Source organism: Pseudomonas sp. ADAK13 (assembly GCF_012935715.1).
Classification (GTDB): Bacteria; Pseudomonadota; Gammaproteobacteria; order Pseudomonadales; family Pseudomonadaceae; genus Aquipseudomonas.
In genome coordinates, this window is sequence record NZ_CP052860.1 from 5,066,646 (window position 1) to 5,091,032 (window position 24,387).

General features: G+C 64.1%; 9 protein-coding genes. 8 read left to right on the top strand and 1 reads right to left on the bottom strand.

Features of this window, described 5'->3' with window-relative positions; all coding sequences use genetic code 11:
• The first annotated feature begins 4 nt into the window (after window positions 1-4).
• From gspK to HKK54_RS23530, 8 genes are all read left to right on the top strand, one after another.
• On the top strand, window positions 5-952 hold the full coding sequence (gspK, locus tag HKK54_RS23495; protein WP_169388006.1) for a type II secretion system minor pseudopilin GspK: 948 nt from the start codon (window positions 5-7) through the stop codon (window positions 950-952).
• Window positions 949-2,061 carry a type II secretion system protein GspL gene (gene gspL, locus HKK54_RS23500; RefSeq protein ID WP_169388007.1) on the top strand — a complete coding sequence of 371 codons (1,113 nt, stop codon included), beginning with the start codon at window positions 949-951 and terminating at the stop codon, window positions 2,059-2,061. Before gspK ends, gspL begins: the two co-directional genes overlap by 4 nt.
• Window positions 2,054-2,578 (top strand): type II secretion system protein GspM, encoded by a 525-nt coding sequence (gspM, locus tag HKK54_RS23505; protein WP_169388008.1) that lies wholly within the window; start codon window positions 2,054-2,056, stop codon window positions 2,576-2,578. Before gspL ends, gspM begins: the two co-directional genes overlap by 8 nt.
• Window positions 2,575-4,884, top strand: coding sequence for a type II secretion system secretin GspD (gene gspD / locus HKK54_RS23510; RefSeq protein WP_169388009.1), 2,310 nt, complete (start codon window positions 2,575-2,577; stop codon window positions 4,882-4,884). Before gspM ends, gspD begins: the two co-directional genes overlap by 4 nt.
• 856 nt (window positions 4,885-5,740) lie before the next feature.
• Window positions 5,741-7,159 (top strand): type II secretion system ATPase GspE, encoded by a 1,419-nt coding sequence (gene gspE / locus HKK54_RS23515; protein ID WP_169388010.1) that lies wholly within the window; start codon window positions 5,741-5,743, stop codon window positions 7,157-7,159.
• Complete coding sequence (gene gspF, locus HKK54_RS23520; protein ID WP_010173446.1) at window positions 7,159-8,370, top strand: type II secretion system inner membrane protein GspF; 1,212 nt, start codon at window positions 7,159-7,161, stop codon at window positions 8,368-8,370. The genes gspE and gspF overlap by 1 nt, the downstream gene beginning before the upstream one ends.
• A gap of 369 nt (window positions 8,371-8,739) precedes the next feature.
• Entirely contained in the window at window positions 8,740-9,963 is a 1,224-nt protein-coding gene (locus tag HKK54_RS23525; protein WP_169388011.1) for a substrate-binding domain-containing protein, read from the top strand.
• A gap of 185 nt (window positions 9,964-10,148) precedes the next feature.
• The gene (locus tag HKK54_RS23530; protein ID WP_169388012.1) at window positions 10,149-22,664 is read left to right on the top strand and encodes a filamentous haemagglutinin family protein; all 12,516 of its coding nucleotides are present in this window, start codon (window positions 10,149-10,151) and stop codon (window positions 22,662-22,664) included.
• A 65-nt stretch (window positions 22,665-22,729) separates the two neighbouring features.
• Here the strand turns inward: HKK54_RS23530 and HKK54_RS23535 are convergent, their stop codons facing one another.
• On the bottom strand, window positions 22,730-24,337 hold the full coding sequence (locus HKK54_RS23535) for a hypothetical protein (protein WP_169388013.1): 1,608 nt from the start codon (window positions 24,335-24,337) through the stop codon (window positions 22,730-22,732).
• Window positions 24,338-24,387: the final 50 nt, after the last annotated feature.

Consider the following 24,387-nt stretch of genomic DNA (forward strand, 5'->3'; position numbering starts at 1 on the left):
GGCGATGAACAGTCATTCGCCCTCCGTGGCGAAGCAGCGCGGCATGGCCATTATCAGTGCCTTGCTGATCGCGGCCGTGGTCGCGGTGATTGCCGGCGCCATGCTCACGCGCCAGACCGTATTTACCCGCAGCCTGGAAGCCGAACAACTTCGCATCCAGGGCCAATGGCTGTTGAACGGCGGCCTGGAAACCAGCCGCCAGATCCTTTGGGACGCGCGCCGCCAGGACGTATTGACCCGGCTTGATCAACAGTGGGCACGGCCCCTCGGCGGTGCGTTCGAAGGTCGGATTGAAGACGAGCAGGGCAAGTTCAACCTGCGCAACCTGGTGACCCAGCAACAGCCGGACGCCGTGCAATTGCAGAGCTTCGAGCGCCTGTGCGAATTGATCGGCATCGACCCGGCCGTGAGCCGGCGCATCAGCCGTCGCGTGATCGACTCCTACGACCAACGCGTGGGCGCGGCCTCATTCACCGGGGGCTTCAACAGCAGCCGCGACACCTCGCCCGGTGCCGCAGTGCCCTTGATTCCGGCCAAATACCCGATGTTGCGCAGCCTCACCGACCTCAGCGGGATTGACGGCCTCGACCCGCGTCAGTTGCGGCGCATGGCGAGCTACGTCAGCGTGCTGCCCGGCAACACTTGGGTCAACGGCAATACCGCCAGCGCCGAGGTGCTCAGTGCTGTGGTGCCGGGGCTCAGCCTGTCGCAGGCCCAGGCACTGGTGGCCGAGCGCGACGGCGGGCGCTGGTTTATCAATCGCGGGGATTTCGTCAACCGGTTGCGCATGCCCCAGGTGGCGGTGGACACGGTGCAGGTGGGGATTACCAGTGAGTGGTTCCGCGTGCAGGGCCAGGCGCGCCGTGAGCAGCGTCGGGTCACCCTGGAGGCGTTGCTGTATCGCCCCGAAGACCGTCAGCCCCAGGTGATCTGGTCGCGGGTGGGCGTATGAAACGTCTGCGCATTGCGTTGCCACCGCTGGATGAACTCACTGCCGAGAGCCCGGTGCAGTTCGCCTGGCTGGACCGCGCCGGGCAGGTCAGCCAGCAAGGGCAGGGCAGCCTGATGCAATGGGCGAATGCCCAGGCGGAGTTTTTTCTGCATCCGCGAGACAGCCTGCTGACCAGCCTGGAGCTGCCGCAATTGGCCTCGGCCAGGATCGACGATGCCGTGACCTGTGCCGCGCAGGCGCTGATCCTCGGCCCGGTGGAGTTGATGCATGTGGCTCACGGTCCACGGGAAAGCAATGGCCTGGTGCAGGTTGGCTGGTTGCCCAAAAGCAGCCTTGAACACTTGGGCCGGGTAACGACCCCGTTGAAAATCAAAGTGCGCGGCCTGTACCCGGCGCCCTACGCGTTGCCGGTCGGCGGGCAACCGAGTGCAGCCTTCAGCGAGGGTTATTTGTTGCTGCGCCACAGCGTGCAGCAGGGCGCCGTGCACCCCCTGGGACAGCAGGCGCTGGATGACCTGCTTGCCACCGGCGTCGAGGTGCAGCAAGTGGCGGGCGACGCCCGCTGGAGCGGCGCGCTGCCGGGCTGGGGGTTGCACGGTCGGCTCCAGCCAGCGGCAACCGGTGGCTGGGGCCGGGCGCTGGCCTGTACGGCGCTGGCGGTGGTGATCTGGACCCTGGGCCTGAACCTCTACGCCGCCCGCCAGGTCGACGAAGGCCAGCGCCTCAAGGCGCTGATGAGTCAACAGGTACGCCAGGCGTTCCCCGAGCTGCCGGTGATTCTCAACCCGCTGCAACAAGCCCGTCAGCAACTGGCCGCCCGCCAGAGTGGTGCGGCGGCCGAGCCCGGCCAGCGCTTCACCGGCTTGCTGGCGCTGGCGGGCAGCAGCCTGCCGTCTTTGGCGGGCAGCGTCGACAGCCTGACCTACGCCCAAGGCCGTCTCCAGGTGAGCCTGCAGCCCGACGCCCGCAGCCCGGCGCTGGCGGCTGACGCGCAAGCGCTGCTGGCCCAGGCCGGTTTCAGCGCCAGCCGCGACGACCAGGGTTGGACCCTCGGCCCGCTCACCGAGCAGGTCGAAACCGATGCGGACGAAGAGGCCGAAGATGAATAAGCGCTGGCAGCTGCTGCGCCGCCAGGCCGAGGTGTTCTGGCGCGGCCTGGCCCTGCGGGAAAAACGCATGCTGGTGGGCGCCGGGTTGGTGTTGGCCGGTTTGCTGATCGGGGTGCTGTTGATTCAGCCACCGCTGAAGAAGATCGATTACTGGCAGGCCGAAACCCCAAAACTGCGCAGCCAGGCCGAGGCGTTGCAGGTGCTGCTGCAAGGTGTCGCCACTGCCCCGCGCAGCGGTGACCTGGAAACCGCCTTGCACCAGTCCCTCGACAACGCCGGGCTACAGGGCCGCTATCAATTGCAGCCGCAGGAAACCGGGAGCTGGCGCCTGACCTTTGAGGACGCTCCGGCGGATGCCGTGGTCGACTGGCTGCTGGCCAGCCCCCGGCCCTTTTCCCTGGAAGTCTCCGAGGCCCGCCTGCAACGCGCAGGCGAGGCCACCCCTTCACACTCGGCCGGCACCTTGTCCGGGACCGTTCGCATGGATCAGGCGCCTGGCGCTAAGGAAGCTTCATGAAGTGGTCATTGCCCAATGCTGCGCCTTTTCGCAAGGTCGCCCCTTTCCTCCTGTTGGCGCTGGGCGCGTGCAGCAACCCCCAACCCTCCAAACCGCTGTTGGTGGACAGCGAACTCGGCCAGCCCCTGGCCGACACCCGGCGCAGCGGCGACACCGCACTGGACCGCCAGCGCGAACCGCTGCCGCCACCACGGGTGCAGCACCCGGTGACCAACAGCGCCCGCAGCCACGCCGCTGCACCGGCCAAGGCGCGCAACCCGCTGGGTGATCAACCGGTGCAACTGAACTTCGTCGACGCTGATATCCAGGCGGTGGTGCGCGCCTTGTCCCGTGCCACCGGCCAGCAGTTTCTGGTAGACCCGCGGGTAAAAGGCAACCTGACCCTGGTCAGCGAGGGTCAGGTGCCGGCGCACCAGGCCTACGACATGCTGCTGGCAGCACTGCGCATGCAGGGCTTCAGCGTGGTCGACGTAGGCGGGGTGGCCCAGGTGGTGCCGGAGGCGGATGCCAAGCTGCTGGGCGGGCCGATCTACAGTGGCGCCAACCCGGGCGGGCAGGGCATGCAGACCCGCACCTTCCGCCTGCAATACGAAAACGCCGTGAACCTGATCCCGGTGCTGCGTCCGATCGTGTCGCCGAACAACCCGATCAACGCCTACCCCGGCAACAACAGCATCGTGATCACCGACTACGCGGAAAACCTCGCGCGGGTGGCGCAGATCATCGACGGCATCGACACCCCGAGCGCCATCGACACTGACGTGGTGAAAGTACAGAACGGCATCGCCGTGGACATCGCCGCCATGGTCTCGGAACTCCTCGAAACCCAGGGCGCCGACCAGACCCAGAAAATCAACGTGATCGGTGACCCGCGCTCCAACTCCATCATCATTCGCGCTGGCAGCCCGGAGCGCACCGAGCTGGCGCGCAACCTGATCTACAAGCTGGACAACGCCCAGAGCAACCCGAGCAACATGCACGTGGTGTACCTGCGCAACGCCCAGGCCGGCAAACTGGCGCAGTCGCTGCGGGGCCTGCTGACCGGCGAGAGCGACACCGGCAGCAGTGACAATGCGCGGGGCAAACTCAGCAGCATGGGCGGCAACACCCAGACCGGCCAGGGCAGCACCCAGAACAGCAGCGGCACCCCCACCGGCAGCGGCACTGCCCAGCCCAGCGGTTATGGCCAGGACGCCAGCGCTACCGGTACTTCCTCCGCCAGCGACCAGAACACCGCGTTCAGCGCCGGTGGCGTGACGATCCAGGCGGACGCCACCACCAACACCTTGCTGATCTCGGCGCCGGACCCGCTGTATCGCAACCTGCGGGAGGTGATCGACATGCTCGACCAGCGTCGCGCCCAGGTGGTGATCGAGAGCCTGATCGTCGAGGTTGGCGAAGACGATGCCAGCGAGTTTGGTGTGCAGTGGCAGGCCGGGAACCTGGGCGGGAAGGGTGGCTTTGGCGGGGTCAACCTGGGGGGCAGCGGGTTGAATGCCGCGCCCACCAGCAAGACCAGCATTGACGTGCTGCCCAAGGGTTTGAACATCGGGCTGGTGGACGGCACGGTGGATATCCCGGGGATTGGCAAGGTGCTGGACCTCAAGGTGCTGGCCCGGGCGTTGAAGAGCAAGGGCGGGACCAATGTGCTGTCGACACCGAACCTGCTGACCCTGGACAACGAGGCGGCGAGCATTTTTGTGGGGCAGACGATTCCGTTTGTCACCGGCAGTTATGTGACGGGTGGCGGGGGCACCAGCAACAACCCGTTCCAGACGGTGCAGCGCGAGGAGGTGGGGTTGAAGCTGAACGTGCGGCCGCAGATTTCCGAGGGGGGGACGGTGAAGCTGGATATCTACCAGGAGGTCAGCAGTGTCGACACGCGCGCCTCGGTGGATGCGGGGACGGTGACGAACAAGCGGGCGATTGATACGAGTATTTTGCTGGATGACGGGCAGATCATGGTGCTCGGCGGGTTGTTGCAGGATGGCTATAGCCAGAGCAATGACGCGGTGCCGTGGTTGTCGGATATCCCTGGGTTGGGGGCGTTGTTCAGGAATGAAAAGCGCAGTGTGACGAAGACGAATTTGATGGTGTTTTTGCGGCCCTACATTATTCGCGACAGTGGGGCGGGGCGCAGTATTACGCTGAATCGCTATGAGTTTATGCGCAGGGCTCAGGGTGGGTTGCAGCCGGAGCACAGCTGGGCGATGCCGGATGTGCAGGCGCCGCAGTTGCCTTCGGTGGATAAGGCGATTCCCGAGGCGCATGGGGTTAGGGCGGTGATTCGGGCGGTGCCGCGGTGATGCTTTTTGGGGGGCGGGATGGTGTGCATATCCGTTTCTTCGGTGACGGCTGCTTAGGGTTCCGCTCTTACAGCGGGTCACTTTGGAAAAGCCCCAAAGTAACCAAAGGGCTCTGCCCCGCCTGTCGGCACCTCGCTAAGGCTCGGCGTTCCCTCACTCCGGCATTGCTCCGCGGGCCGCCGCGACGGGGCGTCCCTGCCCCGTCGCGGCTAAACCGGCGTCCTGCCGGTTTACCCGCTCCTCAATCCCTGCGTTCGGCCTCGGGCTTATTGGGGCAGTCAGAGCCAGATCAAGATCAAAAGCAAGAGCACAGCGGCCTACAGGCCGGCTTGAGTGGTAGAAGCCAGATCAAAAGCCAAAGCGAAAACAGAGCTGCTTTTCTGTAGGAGCCGGCTTGCCGGCGATGGCATCACCTCGGTGTGTCTGATGTACCGAGTTGTCTGCATCTCAGGCAAGTCAGCTCCCACATTTGACCGTGCCCGCTCTGGCTGTAGATTTTGATTTTGCCTTTGCTTCACACCACTCAAGCCGGCCTGTAGGCCGCTGTGCTGTTGATCTGCTTTTGATCTTGATCTTAGGCGCCCCGTTAAACCACGCTGGCCGAACGCAGGTAGTACGGAGCGGGTAAACCGGCAGGACGCCGGTTTAGCCGCGACGGGGCAGGGACGCCCCGTCGCGGCGGCCCGCGTAGTAATGCCGGAGTGAGGGCACACCGAGCCTAGGCGAGGTGCCGAGTGGTGGGGCAAGAGCGTTTTGCTTACTTTTGCGCTGTTCAAAAGTGAGCCGCTGTAAGAGCGGAACCCTAAGTAGCCATAACCGAAGGAATGGATATGTACACCAACCACCGGACACAGCCATGAGCCTACTCCCTTACGCCTGGGCCAAATCCCAACGCATCCTCCTCCACCCGGGAACCCAGGGCCCGACGCTGACCATCTGCCCCTCAACCCCGGGCTGGTCCATCAGCGAAGTCCATCGCCAGTTCGGCCAGACCCAGCTCGTGCAGGTGCGCGACGACGAACTCGACGGCCTCCTGGCCACCGCCTACGCCGACACCGGCAGCGCCGCCGCCGTCGTGGGCGCCGCCGAAAACGAGGTGGACCTCGACCGCCTCATGCAAGACATCCCCGAAATCACCGACCTGCTCGACACCCAGGACGGCGCCCCGGTGATCCGCATGATCAACGCCTTGCTCACCCAGGCCGCCCGCGACGAAGCCAGCGACATCCACATCGAACCCTACGAAACCCACTCCGTGGTGCGCTACCGCGTCGACGGCACCCTGCGTGACGTGGTGTCCCCGCGCAAGGCCCTGCACGGCGCGCTGGTCTCGCGCATCAAGATCATGGCCCAACTCGACATCGCCGAAAAACGCCTGCCCCAGGACGGTCGCATCGCCCTGCGCGTGGCCGGTCGGCCCATCGACATTCGCGTGTCCACCGTGCCCACCGGCCACGGCGAACGCGTGGTGATGCGCCTGCTGGACAAACAAGCCGGGCGCCTGCAGCTGGAAACCCTCGGCATGGACCCCGCCGTGCTCGGCAAACTCGACACCCTGATCCGCCAGCCCCACGGCATCGTGCTGGTCACCGGCCCCACCGGCAGCGGCAAGACCACCAGCCTCTATGCCGCCCTGGCCCGGCTGGATGCGAGCACCAGCAATATCCTGACCGTCGAAGATCCGGTGGAATACGACCTGCCGGGCATCAGCCAGATCCAGGTCAACGCCAAGATCGACATGACCTTCGCCCTGGCCCTGCGGGCGATCCTGCGTCAGGACCCGGACATCATCATGATCGGCGAAATCCGTGACCTGGAGACCGCACAAATTGCCGTGCAAGCCTCGCTCACCGGCCACCTGGTGCTCGCCACCTTGCACACCAACGATGCCGTCTCGGCGGTCAACCGCCTGATCGACATGGGCGTCGAACCGTTTCTGCTGGCGTCCTCTTTGCTCGGCGTATTGGCCCAGCGCCTGGTGCGGCGTCTGTGCCCGCACTGCAAGCAGGAAGACCCGGCAGCGCCCGGCACCTGGCGGCCGATCGGGTGTGCGCAGTGCAACCAGATCGGCTACAGCGGCCGTACCGGCATCCATGAATTGTTCTGTATCGACGACGAGCTGCGCAGCCTGATTCACCAGGGCGCCGGCGAGCAGGACTTGAGAGCCGCCGCCCGCCGGGCCGGCATGTTCAGCATGCGCGAAGACGGTGAGCGCTGGGTGCGCAGCGGCGCCACCGCCCCCGAAGAAATCCTGCGCGTAACACGGGACGCCTGATGAACCGATACCGCTACGAAGCCGCCGACGCCACCGGCAAGCTGGAGTCCGGGCACCTTGAGGCAGACAGCCAGAGCGGCGCCTTTGCCCACCTGCGCAGCCGTGGCCTCACGGCCTTGCGGGTGCAGATCGAGAACAACACCCCGCCAGCCGGCGGTAGCAGTCTGTTCAGCGCCAAGCTCTCGGACAACGACCTGGCGTGGGCCACGCGGCAGCTGGCGAGCCTGCTTGGTGCGAGCCTGCCACTGGAGGCGGCGTTGAGCGCCACGGTGGAGCAAGCCGAGAAAAAACACATCGCCCAGACCCTGAGCGCGGTGCGTGCCGACGTGCGCAGCGGCATGCGCCTGGCCGATGCATTGGCCGCGCGGCCGCGGGATTTTCCGTCGATCTACCGGGCGCTGATCGCGGCGGGGGAGGAGTCCGGCGACCTGGCCCAGGTCATGGAGCGCCTGGCCGATTACATCGAGGAACGCAACAACCTGCGAGGCAAGATTCTCACCGCGTTTATCTACCCGGGCGTGGTGGGGCTGGTGTCCATCGGCATCGTGATTTTCCTGCTGAGCTACGTGGTGCCCCAAGTGGTCAGTGCGTTTTCCCAGGCCCGTCAGGACCTGCCGGGGCTGACCCTGGCGATGCTCAATGCCAGTGACTTTATCCGCGCCTGGGGCTGGTTGTGTTTTGCCGGAATCGTGGGCGGTTTCTGGGGCTGGCGCCTGTACCTGCGCAACCCCGTGGCACGGTTGAGCTGGCACAGTCGCGTGCTGCGCTTGCCGCTGATCGGGCGCTTTGTATTGGGGTTGAATACCGCACGGTTTGCCTCGACCCTGGCGATTCTCGGCGGCGCCGGTGTGCCGTTGTTGCGTGCCCTGGAAGCGGCGCGCCAGACCCTGTCCAACGACCGCCTGAGCCAGTGCGTCACCGACGCCACCGCCAAGGTGCGCGAGGGCGTCAACCTGGCCCCGGCGCTGGCGGTGGAAAAGGTCTTCCCGCCGGTGCTGATCCACCTGATCGCCAGCGGCGAAAAGACCGGCTCGTTGCCGCCGATGCTGGAGCGTGCGGCGCAAACCTTGTCGCGGGATATCGAGCGTCGGGCGATGGGCATGACTGCGTTGCTGGAGCCATTGATGATCGTGGTGATGGGCGCCGTGGTGTTGGTCATCGTCATGGCGGTGCTGCTGCCGATCATCGAAATCAACCAGCTGGTGACCTGACTGCTGACGAAACGCGGTCAACACCATTTTCTTGCGCCGGGCACGCGGGTCCCAACCTCGGGTTCCCCGTTCTGTCATCTTCAACCCTTCTCGCCACGGCCCCTGACGCCTCCAGCCCGGTGCTCGAAACCCGGGCTGAAACCTCGCTGTCACCTCACCCCCAAACCGTTCAAAAGTGTGACCAAAACACCCGAGAATCTTTTTAAAAATCAAGCCGTTCCTCCCGAGGTTTTTTCCTTTGACTGTCATCGGATGCTGCGAGATTTCATACCCATGGCCTCACCCCCGGTGACCCCCGGAACACAGCCTGGGACCGAAGCCATAGCGTCATCTACCCCAACGTACAAACACGACGAAAGGAGCTTCTTCATGTTTAAGCGCAACGTTCTCGCGGTATCCATGACCCTCGCTGCACTGTGCTCGGCCCAGGCTGCAATGGCTGACGTCAACGGCGGCGGCGCCACCCTGCCACAACCGCTGTACCAGACTGCCGGCGTATTGACTGCCGGTTTCGCCCCGTACATCGGCGTGGGCAGCGGCAACGGCAAGGCTGCTTTCCTGAACAACGACTACAGCAAGCTGGACGCCACCGTCACCGGCAAGAACGTGCACTGGGCAGGCAGCGATTCCAAGCTGTCTTCTACCGAGCTGAGCAACTACGTGTCTGCCCATGGTTCTGCCTGGGGCCCGCTGATCCAAGTGCCTTCGGTGGCCACTTCGGTTGCCATTCCGTTCAACAAGGCCGGTGTGGCGGGTAAAACCGTCAACCTCAGTGTCAACGATCTGTGCGGTGTATTCTCGGGTCGTCTGACTACCTGGAACCTGATCCCGGACTCCGGCCGTACCGGCCCGATCACCGTGATCTATCGCAAAGAAAACAGCGGCACCACCGAGCTGTTCACGCGCTTCCTGAACGCCAAGTGCAGCCCGGCCCTGGAAGGCGGCACCTTCGCCGTGACTCAGGCCTTCGGCAGCAGCTTCTCCGGCGGCTTGCCGGCCGGCGCACTTAACCCATTGCAACAAGCCAACCCGGCCGGTGGTTTCTACGCCGACACCAGCGCTGGCGTAATGAGCACGCTGAACGCTGCTGACGGCCGCATCACTTACATGAGCCCGGATTACGCGGCCGCTACCCTGGCCGGTCTGGATGACGCCACCAAGGTGGCAACCGTCGCCGGTGTTTCGCCTGCTCCAGGCAACGTGTCGGCGGCAATCGGCGCGGTGGCTGTACCTGCCATCGCCAACCGTACCCTGCCCAACAACTGGGTCCCAGTGTTTGCGGCTACCACCAGCGCTACCGACCCAAGCGTCGTCGCCTACCCAAGCACCGGTTACCCAATCCTGGGCTTCACCAACGTGGTGTTCAGCCAGTGCTACGCCAACGCTGACCAGACCTCCCAGGTCCGCACGTTCTTCACCCGTCATTACAACACCAACGCGTTCAGCAGCAACGATACGGCTATCCGCAATAACCGCTTCGTGCCACTGCCAACCACCTGGAAAACCGCAATCAACGACACCTTCCTCAGCGCTGGCAGCGACCTGAGCATCGGCAAGTCGAACATCTGCAACGGTATTGGTCGTCCGCTGTAACCCAAGCGTTCCACGACCCCGCAACACCGATCAGCAACGGCCTGTGCCGTTGCTGATTTTTTTTCGTTAACAGCCTCATATGAACTTTCGATGACAGAAGTTCAGTCCCGTCCCTCGCCAACCGCCTAACCCTCATACATGAGCGTGTCTTGCCCCCGGGCGATTACAAATAAGGAAGATTCCTGATGGTCCGCTGCACACCACTGGTTAACCTGAATGCCCGGGCGCCGCGCGCCCAGACAGTCCTGCGCCTGAAGCCACTGGCCCAGGCCATTGCCTTGTTGATGGTGGCGGGCAATGCCCATGCCGCTTCGGCGGCGTTCAGTTCCGGCTGGTTTGCCGACAAGGGCGCCTCCCAGGCCACCACGGCGGCACGTCTCGGCGCCGGGCAGGTGCCGGGGATCCCGGCGTTGAATCAACAGGCAAAGGTCAATCAGCAGCTGGCACGGTCCATCAGCACGTTGAACAACAGCGTCGCGGCGATTGCCGCCCAGCAGGCGGCTCAGGCGGCCGGCCGGCAGGCTGCGCTTGGCCAGGTCTCGACGATTCCCGATGGCCTGGGCAAAGGTGGCCTGCAGGTCGACAATAGCCTGACCCAAGGCTGGGTCAATGCCAAAGGGCCGACCCAAAGCCAGGCCGGCGGCAAGACCACGGTGACCATCGAGCAGACCGCCGACAAGGCGATCCTCAACTGGGAAACCTTCAACGTCGGGCGCAACACCACGGTGGATTTCCAGCAGCAGTCCAACTGGGCCTTGCTCAACCGGGTCAACGATCCCAACGCACGGCCCAGCGAGATTCAGGGTCAGATCACCGGCGCCGGAACGGTGATGATCATGAACCGTAACGGCGTGGTCTTCAGCGGCACCAGCCAGGTCAACGTGCGCAACCTGGTGGCCGCCGCCGCCAACATCACCGATGAGCAGTTCACCCAGCGCGGGATTTACGTCGACATCAACGGCTCCCAGCCGACCTTTACTGATGCCGCGGGCAAGGTCGAGGTGCAACGTGGCGCGCTGATCCAGACCCACACCCCGACGCTGTCCACCGACTCCGGCGGCTACGCCTTGCTGTTGGGCTCCGAGGTCGAGAACGCCGGCACGATCATCACCGCCAAGGGCCAGACCACCCTGGCCGCTGGCGACAGCTTTTATATTCGCCGTGGCGTGGGCACCTCGGGTAACCAGAACTCCACCACCCGTGGCAACGAAGTGGCCACCAGCCTCAAGCCGGGCAGCGGTGCGGGCAAGGTGAGCAACAATGGGCTGATATTGGCTGCTACGGGCGATATCACCCTGACCGGGCACCAGGTGCAGCAAAACGGCGTGGCCCTGGCCAGCACTTCGGTGGACAACCGGGGCACCGTCCACCTGCTCAACTCGGTCACCGATACCACGGGCAGCGTGACCCTGGGGCAGGGCAGCACCACTGCAATCCTTCTCGACAACACCGGCAACACGGCGCTTAACAGCCAGCGCGACAACGGCCTGATCAACCTCGATGGCCGCCCGGACGCGGTCAATATGGCCACCGGGCGCTTCAACAACCTGAGCACGGTCAGTGACCGTATCGATCAGTCCCGGGTGGAGATCGTCAGCGGCGGCACCGTGGAGTTCAAGGACGGCTCGATCACCCTGGCCACCGGCGGCCAGGTCGCGGTGACGGCGGGCCAGCGCAGCCTGGTGCGTGACGGAGCGATGATCGATGTGTCCGGCGCGATTGGCGTCAAGGTGTCGATGGAATCCAACAACATCAAGATCAACGTCCAGGGTAACGAACAGCGCGATGCGCCGGTCAACCGTGACGGCGGCCAGTTGATCAACAACAATGTGTGGGTTGATCTGCGTGACTTGGTGTTTGTGCCTGCGGGCACCAACGGCTACGCCACCGATCGCTGGTACACCGCCGGTGGCCTGCTGGAAGTCGGCGGTTACCTCGGCACCCAGGGGCATACCGTCAGCGAGTGGATGGCCCAGGGCGGCACGCTGACGTTTACCGGCAAGGAAGTGGTGACCGAGCAGGGCGCCCAGTTCAACCTGTCGGGCGGTACGATTGATGTGCAGGACGGCTACATCCGGCAAAGCTGGCTCAAGGGCCCGGACGGCCGCCTCTATGAGCTGTCCAAAGCACCGGGGGACATTCTCTACTCGGGTTTCTACAAGGGCTTTGAAGACACCAGCGCCCGCTGGGGCCGCACCGACCATTACTACAACCCGCTGATTGCCGCGCAGCAACGCTACGAGGCGGGTTACACCGTAGGCCGCGACGCGGGCAAGCTGGTGATCGGCACCACCAGCGCGGTGCTTGAAGGCCAATTGATCAGCGACGTGTTCCATGGCGATCGCCAGAGCAGCACCCCGACGATCAACATCGATGGCTATCAGCAGTCGCAAAAGGCTGCCGCGCAACGCGCGCAACTGATCATCGGCAGCTACACACCGGTGTTCAATAAAAGTACCGGCACCTTGCGCTACAACCTGAACCCGGTGACCGGCGAGATTCTGTTCGAGCCCGGCGCGCAAAAGATCGCCGATGGCCTGGACCTGGACACGGCCTTGCCCGCTGACCGCCAGGGCAAGGTGATGCTTGACAGTGACCAACTCAACGGCTTCGAACTGGGCGCGATCAAAGCCGCCGCCGCGCAACAGATCAACGTCAACGGTGCGCTTAAAGTGGCCGACGGTGGCGACATCACCCTGTTTGCGCCTCGGGTGGCGGTCAACGCCAATCTGACTGCCCACGGTGGCAGCCTCAATGCGGGCAACCTGCTTAACCAGCCGGACAGAGATCGCAACATGGTTGTCGGCGATGTGTACCTGCTGCCAACGGCAGGTACCCAGGCTTGGGTCAAGGTGACCGAGGGGGCCAGGCTGGATGCTTCCGGGCGCTGGAGCAACCTGGCGCAGGACGGCGTCAACAACGCCGGCGCGGCGTATCTGAATGGCGGCAAGGTGTCGCTGCGCAGCACCGGCGATGTGCAACTGGCGCCAGGCAGTGTGGTGGACGTGTCCTCCGGGGCCACCCTTGGCCTGGACGGCAAGGTCATCGGTGGCAAGGGCGGCAGCGCGACCCTGGCGGCCTTGAACGCGCTTGAGCTGGGCAGCGAGATTCGCGGTTACGGTGTCAGCGGCGGCGGCACGCTGGCCGTACAGGCGCGCAAGGTGCAGATTGGCGATAACGCCGGTTCGCCGGGCGACGACACCCTGCACCTGGCAGGGGACTTCTTCAACAAGGGCTTCTCGGCTTACGACATTACCGGCAACGAAGGGCTGCTGGTCACTGACGGCACCCGGGTCGATGTGTCCATGCCGGTCTACCGTTTGGGCGAACAGGCTCTGTCCACCCCAAGCGGCAGCGACCCGACCACGGCGCTGGAGCGCTGGACACCTGGGCTGTACCAGGAAGACGCCGTCAAAGGCGTGCTGACTCAACGCCGTGGCGCCAGCCTGAACCTCAACGCCGGTACCACCATCGCTTCAGGCGCGCTGGCCGCGACCACCGCCCTGACCGTCGGCAAAGGCGCGGTGATTAGCGTCGACCCCGGCCAGGGGATCAACCTGCGCAGCATCGGCCAATTGACCGTCGACGGCACGCTCAATGCCTGGGGTGGCACGGTGAGCCTGGCGGGCTTGAGCAGCGCTGACTCCACACAAGTCGAAGGCAATGGCCATGGCCGCTCGATCTGGGTCGGCGAAACAGCGGTGATTGACGTGGCCTCGCGGGCGGTGACCGCTGTTGACAATCGTGGCGGTGTGTATGGCCAGGTGCGTAATGGCGGCCAGATCACCGTCGGTGGCGATGTTGATCCGGTCACCGGCATAGCCAAGGCCAGCGACCTGTTTGTGGTGGTGCGCGAAGGTGCACGCCTGGATGCGTCCGGCAGCCAGGCGCTGCTCGATCTGCCGGGCCAGGGCCGCGCGCTGGTGGCCAGTAACGGCGGCAACATTGCTTTTGCTTCCAACAACGGGTTGTACCTGGACGGCAGTTTCGTGGCCAATGCCGGTGGCGCCGGAGCGGCCGGCGGGCGTCTGGCGCTGGCACTGGAGTCGCCGTATTACTTGAAGCTGCACGTCAAGGACCGTGTGCTGCCGGTCCGTGAACTGGTGATCAACCGTCAACATCAGGCCAGCGCCTTGCCCGACAACGCAGAAGCGGCGGCAGACGCGTTGATTTACGGTCACGGCGCACTCGGAATTGACCAGATTCAGGCCGGTGGTTTTGACAACCTGACAGTGCTGGTGCGGGGGGCGTTGAACGTTGACGGTGATGCCTCGCTGCACATGGGGCAAAGCCTGCAGCTGTATTCCGGCGGTATTGGCCTGACCCGTAACGCGAACCCGACTTCGCAGATTAATCTCAGTGCTCCCCATGTGCTGCTCAGCGGCTTGCTTGAGCCGGACAAGCCCGGGATGGAAGCGTGGACCCGGGCGTATATCCGCGATACCTCGCCGACTTTCCGCAGCCAGGGCGTTTTGACCGTCGACAGCGACTTACTGGACATCCGCGACCGCTTCGCCTTTGGTGCCGATCAGGGCTTCGATCAGGTCCGGCTCAACAGCCGTGGCGACCTGCGCTTCCTGGCGGGGAGCGACGGCGGCAATACGCCCAGCGGCTTCAGTACCCTCTTGAGTTCGGCGGGCGACATGACCCTGCGCGCCGCGCGCATCTACCCGGGCTCCGAGATCAAGGCCCAAGTGCTGGTGGGCGGTATCGGCGTCAACGGCAATCAAATGATCTTCGACCCGACGCGCACCCTGACGATTGAGAAGGTCGGCGATGACAATGGCGTTGCACCGGACTCGGTGTTCGGGCGCCTGCAACTGGGTGCCGCCACCATCAAGCAGGGCGGCGTATTGCGTGCGCCGCTGGGGTTGATCGAACTCGGTAACCTGGGCAGTACCCAGGTCGAATTGCTGCCCGGCAGCCTGACCTCGGTCAGCGCCAAGGGCCTGGTGTTGCCGTATGGCGGCACCGTGGATGGCCAGGTTTATCGCTATAACGGCAAGACCGTGGTCTTCACCGGGCAGGGCGGGATCGGAGCGACCAACAGTGGAGAGCTGTCGGTCGGGGTGATTTTGGGCGGCAAGTCGGTGGACGTATTGCCCGACGCCACGCTCGACCTGTCCGGTGGCGGCGAATTGTTGGGTGCCGGCTTTATTTCCGGGCGCGGCGGTTCCACCGATGCGCGTTTCAACCCGCTGGTGCAGTTCGGGGCCAATGGCGGTTTCACCTTGCCGGGGCTGAGCACCAACCCGGTCTATGCCATCGTGCCGGGCGTGCAATCAGGCTATGCGCCGGTGGCTGGCGAAGCCGGCGCCAGTACCCCGCTGCTGGGCCAGCAGATCACCATCGGTGTCGGCGTGCCGGGATTGCCTGCAGGCACCTACACCTTGATGCCGTCCACCTATGCATTGAAACCGGGGGCCTTCCGGGTTGAGATCAACGGTCTCGCGGCACAGGGCAGCGACGGCGCCACCACGCTGATGCGCAACGGTTCGTGGTCGACGGCCGGGCAACTGTCGATTATCAACACCGGCATTCACAACAGCGTGAATAGCCAGGTGATCCTGACCTCGGCCGACACCTTGCGCCGCTACTCCCAGTACAACGAAACCAGCTACGCTCAGTTCGCCATTGCCGATGCCGCCAGGCTCGGTGTACCACGGCCAATGCTGGAAGTGGACGCCAAAACCCTCAAGCTGGCGTTTAACGGCGGCGGGGGCAAAGAGACGTTCTCGTTCCAGGGCGTTGGCAACTTTGAAGCGGCGAAAGGCGGCTACGGCGGCACGGTGGGTGTGATCAACCTGGGCGGTAGCACTGCCGAGAGCCGAGAGACCCAGATCGTTGATGCCAACAGTCCCTTGCCAGCCTACGAGGGCCTGACCCTCACCGCCCAAAGCCTTAATAATCTGGGCGCCAAGCGCCTGATTATTGGCGGTTTGACCCAAGTGGAATATGGCCGTAACGGTAATATCATCCAATTCCCCTACGGCTCTAACACCGTGGGTTACGGAATCACCCTGCGCAGCGGTGCAAGCCTGTCGGCGCCGGAAGTGATCATGGTGTCGGGCACCGGCGATATCGTGGTCGAGCAGGGCGCTTCGATCAGTACTCTTGGGCGCGGTGCGGCGGCCTATGACGCGCGTGACGGCTTTGTTTATAAGGGCGTGCCAAGCATGCTGGCCGTGTCCAACGGCCTGCTCAATGTGCTGCCTTACGTAAACCTGACCAATAACCCCTCGGGCGGAATCAAGATCGGCGTGTGCCCGAGCGGCAATTGCTCGGGCCAGACCTCGATCTATTCCGAGGGCAGTATCATCGCGGCGACCGACACCGCTCTGCAGCTGGACGACCAGGTGCGCTACGGAACCCGCCACCTGGCGCTGGCCCTGAGCAATATCAACGTCGGCAGCGCGGCGGGGCTGGCCGATGCCGCTGCGCGCAATGTGTTGCCATCAGGCCTGACCCTTAACCAGCAAGTGCTCGAACGCTTGATGCGCGGAGACACCCAGGCCGGTGCTCCGGCGCTGGAAACCCTGCAACTGTCGGCCGGCCAGGCGTTCAACTTCTACGGCACCACCACCCTTGATACTTATGATTCGGTGACCGGCAAGTCGTTGCTGAGCAATCTGGTGCTGTCGACGCCGGCGATCTACGGTTCGGGCAATGCCGATGATGTGGCGAGCATTCACACCGCCAACCTGATTTGGCAAGGCGCCACAGGCGGGCCTGGCGCGGTCATCAAGAACGGTGCCGGTAATGGCAGCGGACGCCTGGATATCAACGCCGAGTGTATCGAGTTCGGTTATGGGCCTTTTGCCCAGGCAAACACCAACACGGTCTTTGACCGTTTGGTACTGGGCTTTGCCAACGTCAACCTGAATGCCAGCGAGCGGATTACGGCCAACTACAAAGGCAGCCTGTCGGTGTATCAACGCCAGGGCGCGTATGACCCGGTCACCGGTTTTGCCTACAGCGGCGGCAACCTCAACATCGTGACGCCGCTGATGACCGGTGAAGGCGGCTCGCTGAACCGCATCACCGCTGGCGGCACGATTGATGTCGCAGGGGCTGCCGACACCCGTGGTGCGGCCACAGGCTACGGCGGCGAACTGTCGTTCAAAGGTCAAACCGTTCGCCTGGCCACCGCTGTGGTCTTGCCGAGCGGCAAGGTCACGCTGGAGGCCACTGACGATGTGGTGCTGACCGATCAAGCGTTGATCGACGTGGCCGGTCGTGCGGTGGTGTTCAATGACATCACCCAATATGGCGCAGGCGGCGATGTGCTGCTCGACAGCCGCAATGGCAATATCCGGCAGGCGGCGGGCTCGACCATCGACCTTTCGGCCAAGTACAACCAGGGCGGCAAATTGCGCGCCGTGGCGGTGAATGCGGCCGGTGGGATAGTCGACCTGCAAGGCAAGATCCTGGGGCGCAGCAGCGGTTACTACAACGCGGGTGGCACCTATGTGCCGTATGCAGGCGGCATCGTGGAAATCCAGGCCCAGCGCCTGGGCGCCAGTGGCTCGCTGGATCAGCAGTTTGCTGAACTCAACCAGCGCCTGAACCAGGGCGAAGTGTTCGGCGCGCGCAGCTTCCAGCTCAAGCAGGGCGACCTGACCATCGGCAACGGCCTCAAGGCCAACACCCTCAATGTCTCGGTGGACAACGGCAGCTTGCGTGTCACCGGCTTGGTGGATGCCAGCGGTGAGCGCGTCGGCAGCATCAACCTGGCGGGCAAAACAGGCCTGACCCTCGACGGCAGTGCAGTGCTGGATGCCCACGGCAGCCAGGTGCGGGTCGACAGCTACGGCAAGATCATCGACTCACCGAACCGGGCGATGGTGGTGCTGGGGTCCGGCACCGGGCAACTGACCCTGGGCGATGGCGCGACGATCGACCTGCGTCACGGCACGGCAGGCACGGCAGGCAATGACGGACGTAATCGCGGCACCCTGGAGTTGAACGCACCGCGCATCAACACCAATGACATTGCCATTGATGCCCGTGGCAACCTGACGATCCAAGGCGCACGGGCGATCACCCTCAACGGCATGGCGACTTACGACGATGCGCCGCTGATGACCGACCCGACCGCCAGCGGCAAGCCGTACCAGGTCATCGATCAGGCGTACCTGGATGGCAAGCACGTGCTGAGCACGGCGTTTATCAACGCCGCGTTGCAAAACACCACTCTGTTGAACAACAAACTGGCCGGTTTGAACAACGCCACTTACGCCGACGCGTTCCACCTGCGCCCGGGCGTAGAGATCATCAGCAAGACCCCGGACGGCGACCTGGTGGTGCAGGGAGATGTCGACCTTTCCGGCTACCGCTACGCCAGCCTCAACCCCAACACTCAGAAAACCTCAGTGTATGGTTCGGGCGAGTCCGGCAGCCTGACGTTGCGGGCCGGCGGCGACCTGAACATTTATGGCAGCCTCAACGACGGCTTCTCGCCGCCACCGGAAACGATGAATGACAAGGGCTGGCTGTTACTGGCGGGCCGGGACTTCACCGGCGGCGAGATCATCGTGCCGGGCAATGGCGTGGTCCTGGCCGATGGCACTACCTACATCGGCGGCTCGGTGCTGAACTACGATTTGCCGATCAAAGGCATGACCGTGGTGGCCGGCACCCGCCTGCCAGCCCGGGCAACGCTGGCCCAGGACCTGACCTTGCCGGCAGGCACTGTGCTCGCGGCCGCGATACTGGATGCGTCGGGCACTGTGTTGTTGGCGGCCGGCACGCTGTTGAACCAGCCGTATACCCTGCAAGCCGGGGTGCAACTGGAGGCCGGCACCTTGCTGAACCAGCCCACCCAACTGCGAGCCATGATCTGGCCCAAAGGCGTGCCATTGCCTGGCTTGAACGGGGCTTTGGACGGGGGCAAGAATGTCGTCACCCTGGATGGCAATATCGCCCTGGCGCGTGGCGCGCTGATTCCGGTCGGCACCGATGTCAAGCTGGTGGGCGGGGTGGATTCGGTTGAGTTGCGCCCTGAAGTGGCCGGGCGGCAGGGGCAACTCTGGGCCATTTCCCCGATGCTGGCCGAAGGTTCCCAATCCTGGTCATTGCGTCTGGTCGCCGGGGCTGACACCGAGGCTGCGGACAGTCGGCTGCTCAAGCCGGACCCGAGCAGCGGCACGCTGCGTCTGGCTGACAGCCACTACGGCATGTTCGCCAAAGAGTTGCCGCCTAAAGGGGTATTGGTCTGGACTGCCCATGCGGTTAGCGACCTGGGAGACGCAGGGGTGGTGATCAAAGAGGGCGACCCGGTAGATCAAGCCATTCTGGATGAGTTCGGCCTGGGTTCGATTGCGGATTTCTGCAACAATTTCCCGGATTACTGTGGCGCCAAAGCGGCCTTTGCCTGGAGCAAACAGGCCGCCGATGAACTGGCTGAGCAGGGGATTATTGTTCAGGCCGGAAGTGCGATGGATGACGCCTGGATGCTCGAAATGGTAGGCCAGACCGTGGCGGAATTCTGCCAGGGCACACCGGCGTATTGTGTGGCCATGGGCGGCAAGGAGTACGCGCCAACCCCGTCAAATTCGCTGTTCAGCGTGGTCCGTACCGGCACCGGTGACTTGCAATTGTTGAGCGCGGGCAACCTGACTGTGAACTCGACGTACGGGGTGTACACGGCCGGCACCTCGTCCACCACCACTGAGGCGGGCGACCCTTTCAACCAGCCGCGCGCCCTGGCGGGCGGCACCACGGTACTCAAGGATCCCAACAGCTACTTCGAACAGTTCGTCAATGGCGGCAGCCAGAGCCTGTACCGCGCCTGGTACCCGGAGGCGGGCGGTAACCTGACGCTGAACGTCGGTGGCAACCTGACAGGCCACCTGGATGCCGGAGGTCTCTCAGTCCCTTCGCGCCCCGACCCCTATGACGGGGGCAGCAATACGGCCGAAGTCGGCACCTGGTTGTGGCGACAGGGCAGTGGCAATTTCGCAACCGGCGGGCAGGCCCAGCCCACGGCGTGGTGGATCAACTTTGGCACCTACACCAATATCGTCGCTGACAACCTGGTTGGCTTCACCGGTTTCGGCACCTTGGGTGGCGGTGATCTGGATGTCAATGTGGGCGGCGATGCGGGCACGTTGAACATCCCGAATTTCGTTGGGGATCTCACCAACAAACGTACCCAAGGCCTGGTACTGGCAGTCGGCAGCACCGGCCGGGTAAACAGCGACGGCAGCCTGCAACTGACCGGTGGCGGCGACATGCGGGTGCGCGTCAGCGGTGCGTTCAACCCTGTCGCCACCCTGGAGGTTCCCGACAGTCGTAACGGCGTGCTGGTGAATACTCGCGGCAATGTGCAAGTGCAGGCCGCCAGCATCGGGCGCATCGACTTGCAGTACGGTGTCGGGATCCAGGTTCCTGGCGAGGTCCGTGCGCAGGAACCGCTGCGGGCCAGCCGAAGTGCGCCGCAAGGTGGCCTGACCCTGGTGGCAGGCGACTCTACGTTCAGCTTGCAGACCTTGGGCGACCTGGTGGTGCAGACGGTTGAAGATGCCGGGCGTGTGCGCCAGTACAACCGCTCTGCCTTCAGCCGTGACGGCGTGAACGGTGGCTCCAGCAGTTGGTTTAGCTTATGGACCCCAAACACCGCCATCGATCTGTATGCCGAGGGCGGTAACCTGACGCCTTTTGTCCTCGCTGCGGCTAACACGGATATGGCGGTCGTCTATCCATCGATCGTCAGGGCGACTGCGGCCAGCGGCAGTCTTTACTATGGCAAAGCCGCCACATTTCGTGATTTCCCCAGCTACACCTACCCGCTGCTCCTGGCCCCTGGCAAAAACGGGCAACTGCAGTTCCTGGCGCAGGACTCGATTTACGCCGGTGGTTTTACCGTCACCCAGTCCGGTTCGGCGCCGAGCAGCATGGCGACCCCCTGGAATCCGGCCATTGTTGCCAGCCTGGGAGCGAGCAACTACGGCAACACGTCCAGCACGGGCAACTACAACACCTACGGCAATCAGGGGATGTCGTTGTTCGCTTTCGGCCCGGGCACAGCCGCTGAGCCGTTGAGCAACAGGGCGGATCCTTCACGTTTCTACGCCGTGACCGGGGATCTGGTTGGCGTCAGCAGCGGCCGGATCATCGGCTACAACACCATCAATTTGCCTCATAACGGAGAGACCTGGTACGAAGGCAGCCGGCCGGTATGGATGATGGCCGGGCGCGATATCGTCAGCAGCGGTGCCAACCCCAATGACAATGGCGAGATTTATCCGGGCGTGCTCACCACGGGCAACCTGTTCGTTCACAACAACGCCACCGACATTTCCATCGTTTCTGCCGGACGCGACATTCTCTACAGCAGCTTTAACATCGCAGGGCCTGGCGCGCTGGAGATCACTGCCGGACGCAATATCGTGATGGACGACAAGGTCAGCGTGACGAGTCTCGGGCCGATCCTTGCCGGCGACTTGCGTCCAGGCGCAAGCATCGTCATGCAGGCCGGTGTCGGTGCCAACGGCGGGGATTACCAGCGCTTTGTGGCGGCTTACCTCAACCCGGCCAACCAGCTGGCCGCGGGTGAACCGTTGTCGGCCTCGGGCGGCAAGGTGGCCAAGACCTACGAAAACGAACTGGTGGCGTGGCTGACCGAGCGCTTCGGTTTTGCCGGTGACAGCGAGCAGGCCGTGGCTTACTTCATGCAATTGCCGGCCGAGCAGCAACGGGTGTTTGCCCGTGAGGTGTACTTTGCCGAGCTGGAGGCGGGCGGTCGTGAGTACAACGAGAGCGGCGGCGTACGGCAAGGCAGTTATGCCCGTGGCCGGGCGGCGATTGCGGCACTGTTCCCGGAGAAAGACGTGGCCGGCAACACCATCACCTACCAGGGCGATATCCGCCTGTTTGGCGGGGCAGGTGTACACACCAACTTCGGCGGCTCGATCCAGATGCTCACCCCCGGCGGTAGCCAGACCTTCGGTATCGAAGGCGTGGCACCCCCGGCTTCTGCGGGGGTTATCACGCAGGGCACGGGCAACATTCAGCTGTACTCCCTGGGCAGCATCCTGCTGGGCCAAAGCCGCATCATGACGACCTTCGGCGGCTCGATCATGGGCTGGTCGGCCGAGGGCGACATCAACGCCGGTCGCGGTTCCAAGACCACCGTGGTGTACACGCCGCCCAAGCGTGTCTACGACAACTGGGGCAACGTGAGCCTGTCGCCGGCGGTGCCGAGTACCGGTGCGGGGATTGCCACGTTGAACCCGATTCCGGAGGTGCCGGCCGGCGACATCGACCTGATCGCGCCGCTGGGCACCATCGATGCGGGCGAGGCGGGGATTCGCGTCTCCGGCAACATCAACATCGCCGCGTTGCGGGTGGTGAACGCGGCGAACATCCAGACCCAGGGCAAATCGTCCGGGGTGCCGGTGTCGGCAGCAGTGAACACCGGGGCCATGACGTCAGCGAGCGCGGCCGGTGCGGCGGCGTCCCAGGCGGCGGAAGATGCCGCCCGCAGCCAGCAGGCGGCGGCCAAACAAGGCCGGGCGTCGATTGTCACGGTGGAAGTGTTGAGCTTTGGCAGCGAGCCGGTGCAGCACAAGCCTGAAGACGGGCAGAAGACCTCCGGCTACAACCCCAACAGCCCGGTGCAGGTGCTGGGCGCCGGACCGTTGAGTGACCAGGCGCGGGCGCAGTTGACGGATGAGGAGCGCCAGCAGATCAGCTTGTAGTTTCGGAAAAGGACCTCTCGTTGTATTTGGGGCGATCATTGATCGCCCCTTTTTTTTCGGCTTCTTCAGGGCTGGTCCTTGAGGGTCTCGAACGCCTTCACCCGCTTGACCAGGCTTTTCTTGCTGGCCGAGTCGGCGCTGTTGAACAGGAACGAAAAGTCCGAGGCCAGGGTCGAGCTGCCGGCGATGGTCGCGTACTGGTGACAGGCGTTGCAGTTGTCGCCCTGGACGTAGGTCTCCAGGGTGGTGTTGGCCACGGGCACATTGCCCTGGCTGATAAACGGCCCGTAGGACAGCGGCACCTGCGCGCTGACGCCCGGCTCCGGCTGGGTGGGCGGGTTGGGCGTGAGGGTCCAGAGCACGTTGATCAGTTTGTAGTACTGGAACACCGACTTGCCCTGGCTCTGCTGAGCGAAGTTGGCCTGCACCGCGCCGTTCAGGGCATGCAGCTCAGTGGGCAGCGGATGTTCCCGGGTGGTTTGCACCGGTTGGTCACGTGGATACGGCTCGGTGCAGTCGCGGTCGGGATGATGCTGTTTGCACTGGATACGCGCCACGTTCGGCGTGCATTCGGGGCCGGTGCCACAGTTCGGGTTGTTGAAGGCAAAGCTGTCGGGCGGTGTCTGCTGTGGCGGCACCTGGTCGGGTTCCGGCACGTTGTCCACCTGCTCGAAGGTGGTCCAGATGAAGTTGGGCGAAGCCTGGGTCTTGTTGATGATGTGCAGGCCCACCAGGCCCACCACTTGCTGGGTGCACTGCAACGTGGCCGGGTTTTTGAGCCAGGCGACGGTGGTCAGGTAGCGCCCGTAGAGCTCGGGTTTACCGGTGAGGATCCGCCACGCGGCCTTGACCTCCAGGGCCCCGAGTTGCTCCTGCGGCACCGGGTCTGGCGGCAGCGAGCGCATGGGTTCACCGATGGGCAGGGACAGCCCGCCCGGGTTCTGGTTGTCGAGGTTCTGCGCCACTGTCAGCTGGTTGGCGGCGTCGTACAGCCTTTTGCTGACGATGTAGTCAAACTCGGCCTTGCCGACCTTGCGTTCAAAAAACACCAGGTTCTTCGACTGGTCCGTCAGCCAGCCGCCGGAGGCTTCCATGATCGGGTCCGGAATCGAGGCCAGGGTGCCGCTGGACAGGTGAAACCCGTGCCGCGCGTTGATCGCGCTTTCCGAGGTGGCGGTCATGAACTTGCGTGCCCCCACCGCCATCGCCTTGAGGCTGCCCTGGGTGCTGCAATTGGACGGTACCAGGGTTTGCACGCCCCATCCGGTGGGCACGGGGGCGCCGGGCAGGAAGATATCGTTGGCGTCCTTGTAACTGGCCCACACCGGCGCCACGGTCATCGGCTGCCCGGAGGCGGGCGGCACGCCGAACTGGGCGAGGCTGCTGTGCATGTCCGGCTCACCCGCCAGGGCGGGCGTGGCTGGCCAACCGGGATTCACCGGCCAGTTCAGGGCAATGAACAACTGCCAGCCGAAGCAGTTCATAAAGCTCTGGCCGGTGGCGTTGAAGTTATTGACCGGCAGGAATCCACCGCTGGCCGGGTTGAACACCAACTGTTGCTGGACGCAGGCGTCGGCATCGGATTGTGGCGTCGCATAGGCCGACTGCACCGCAAACAGGCTCAGCACCACACTGGTCAGCAGCGATAAAACACTCAAGCGTAACCTGGACATCATCGCGCTCCTTGCAAGAAGATAAACCTGTGGTGAGGGAGCAAGCGCCC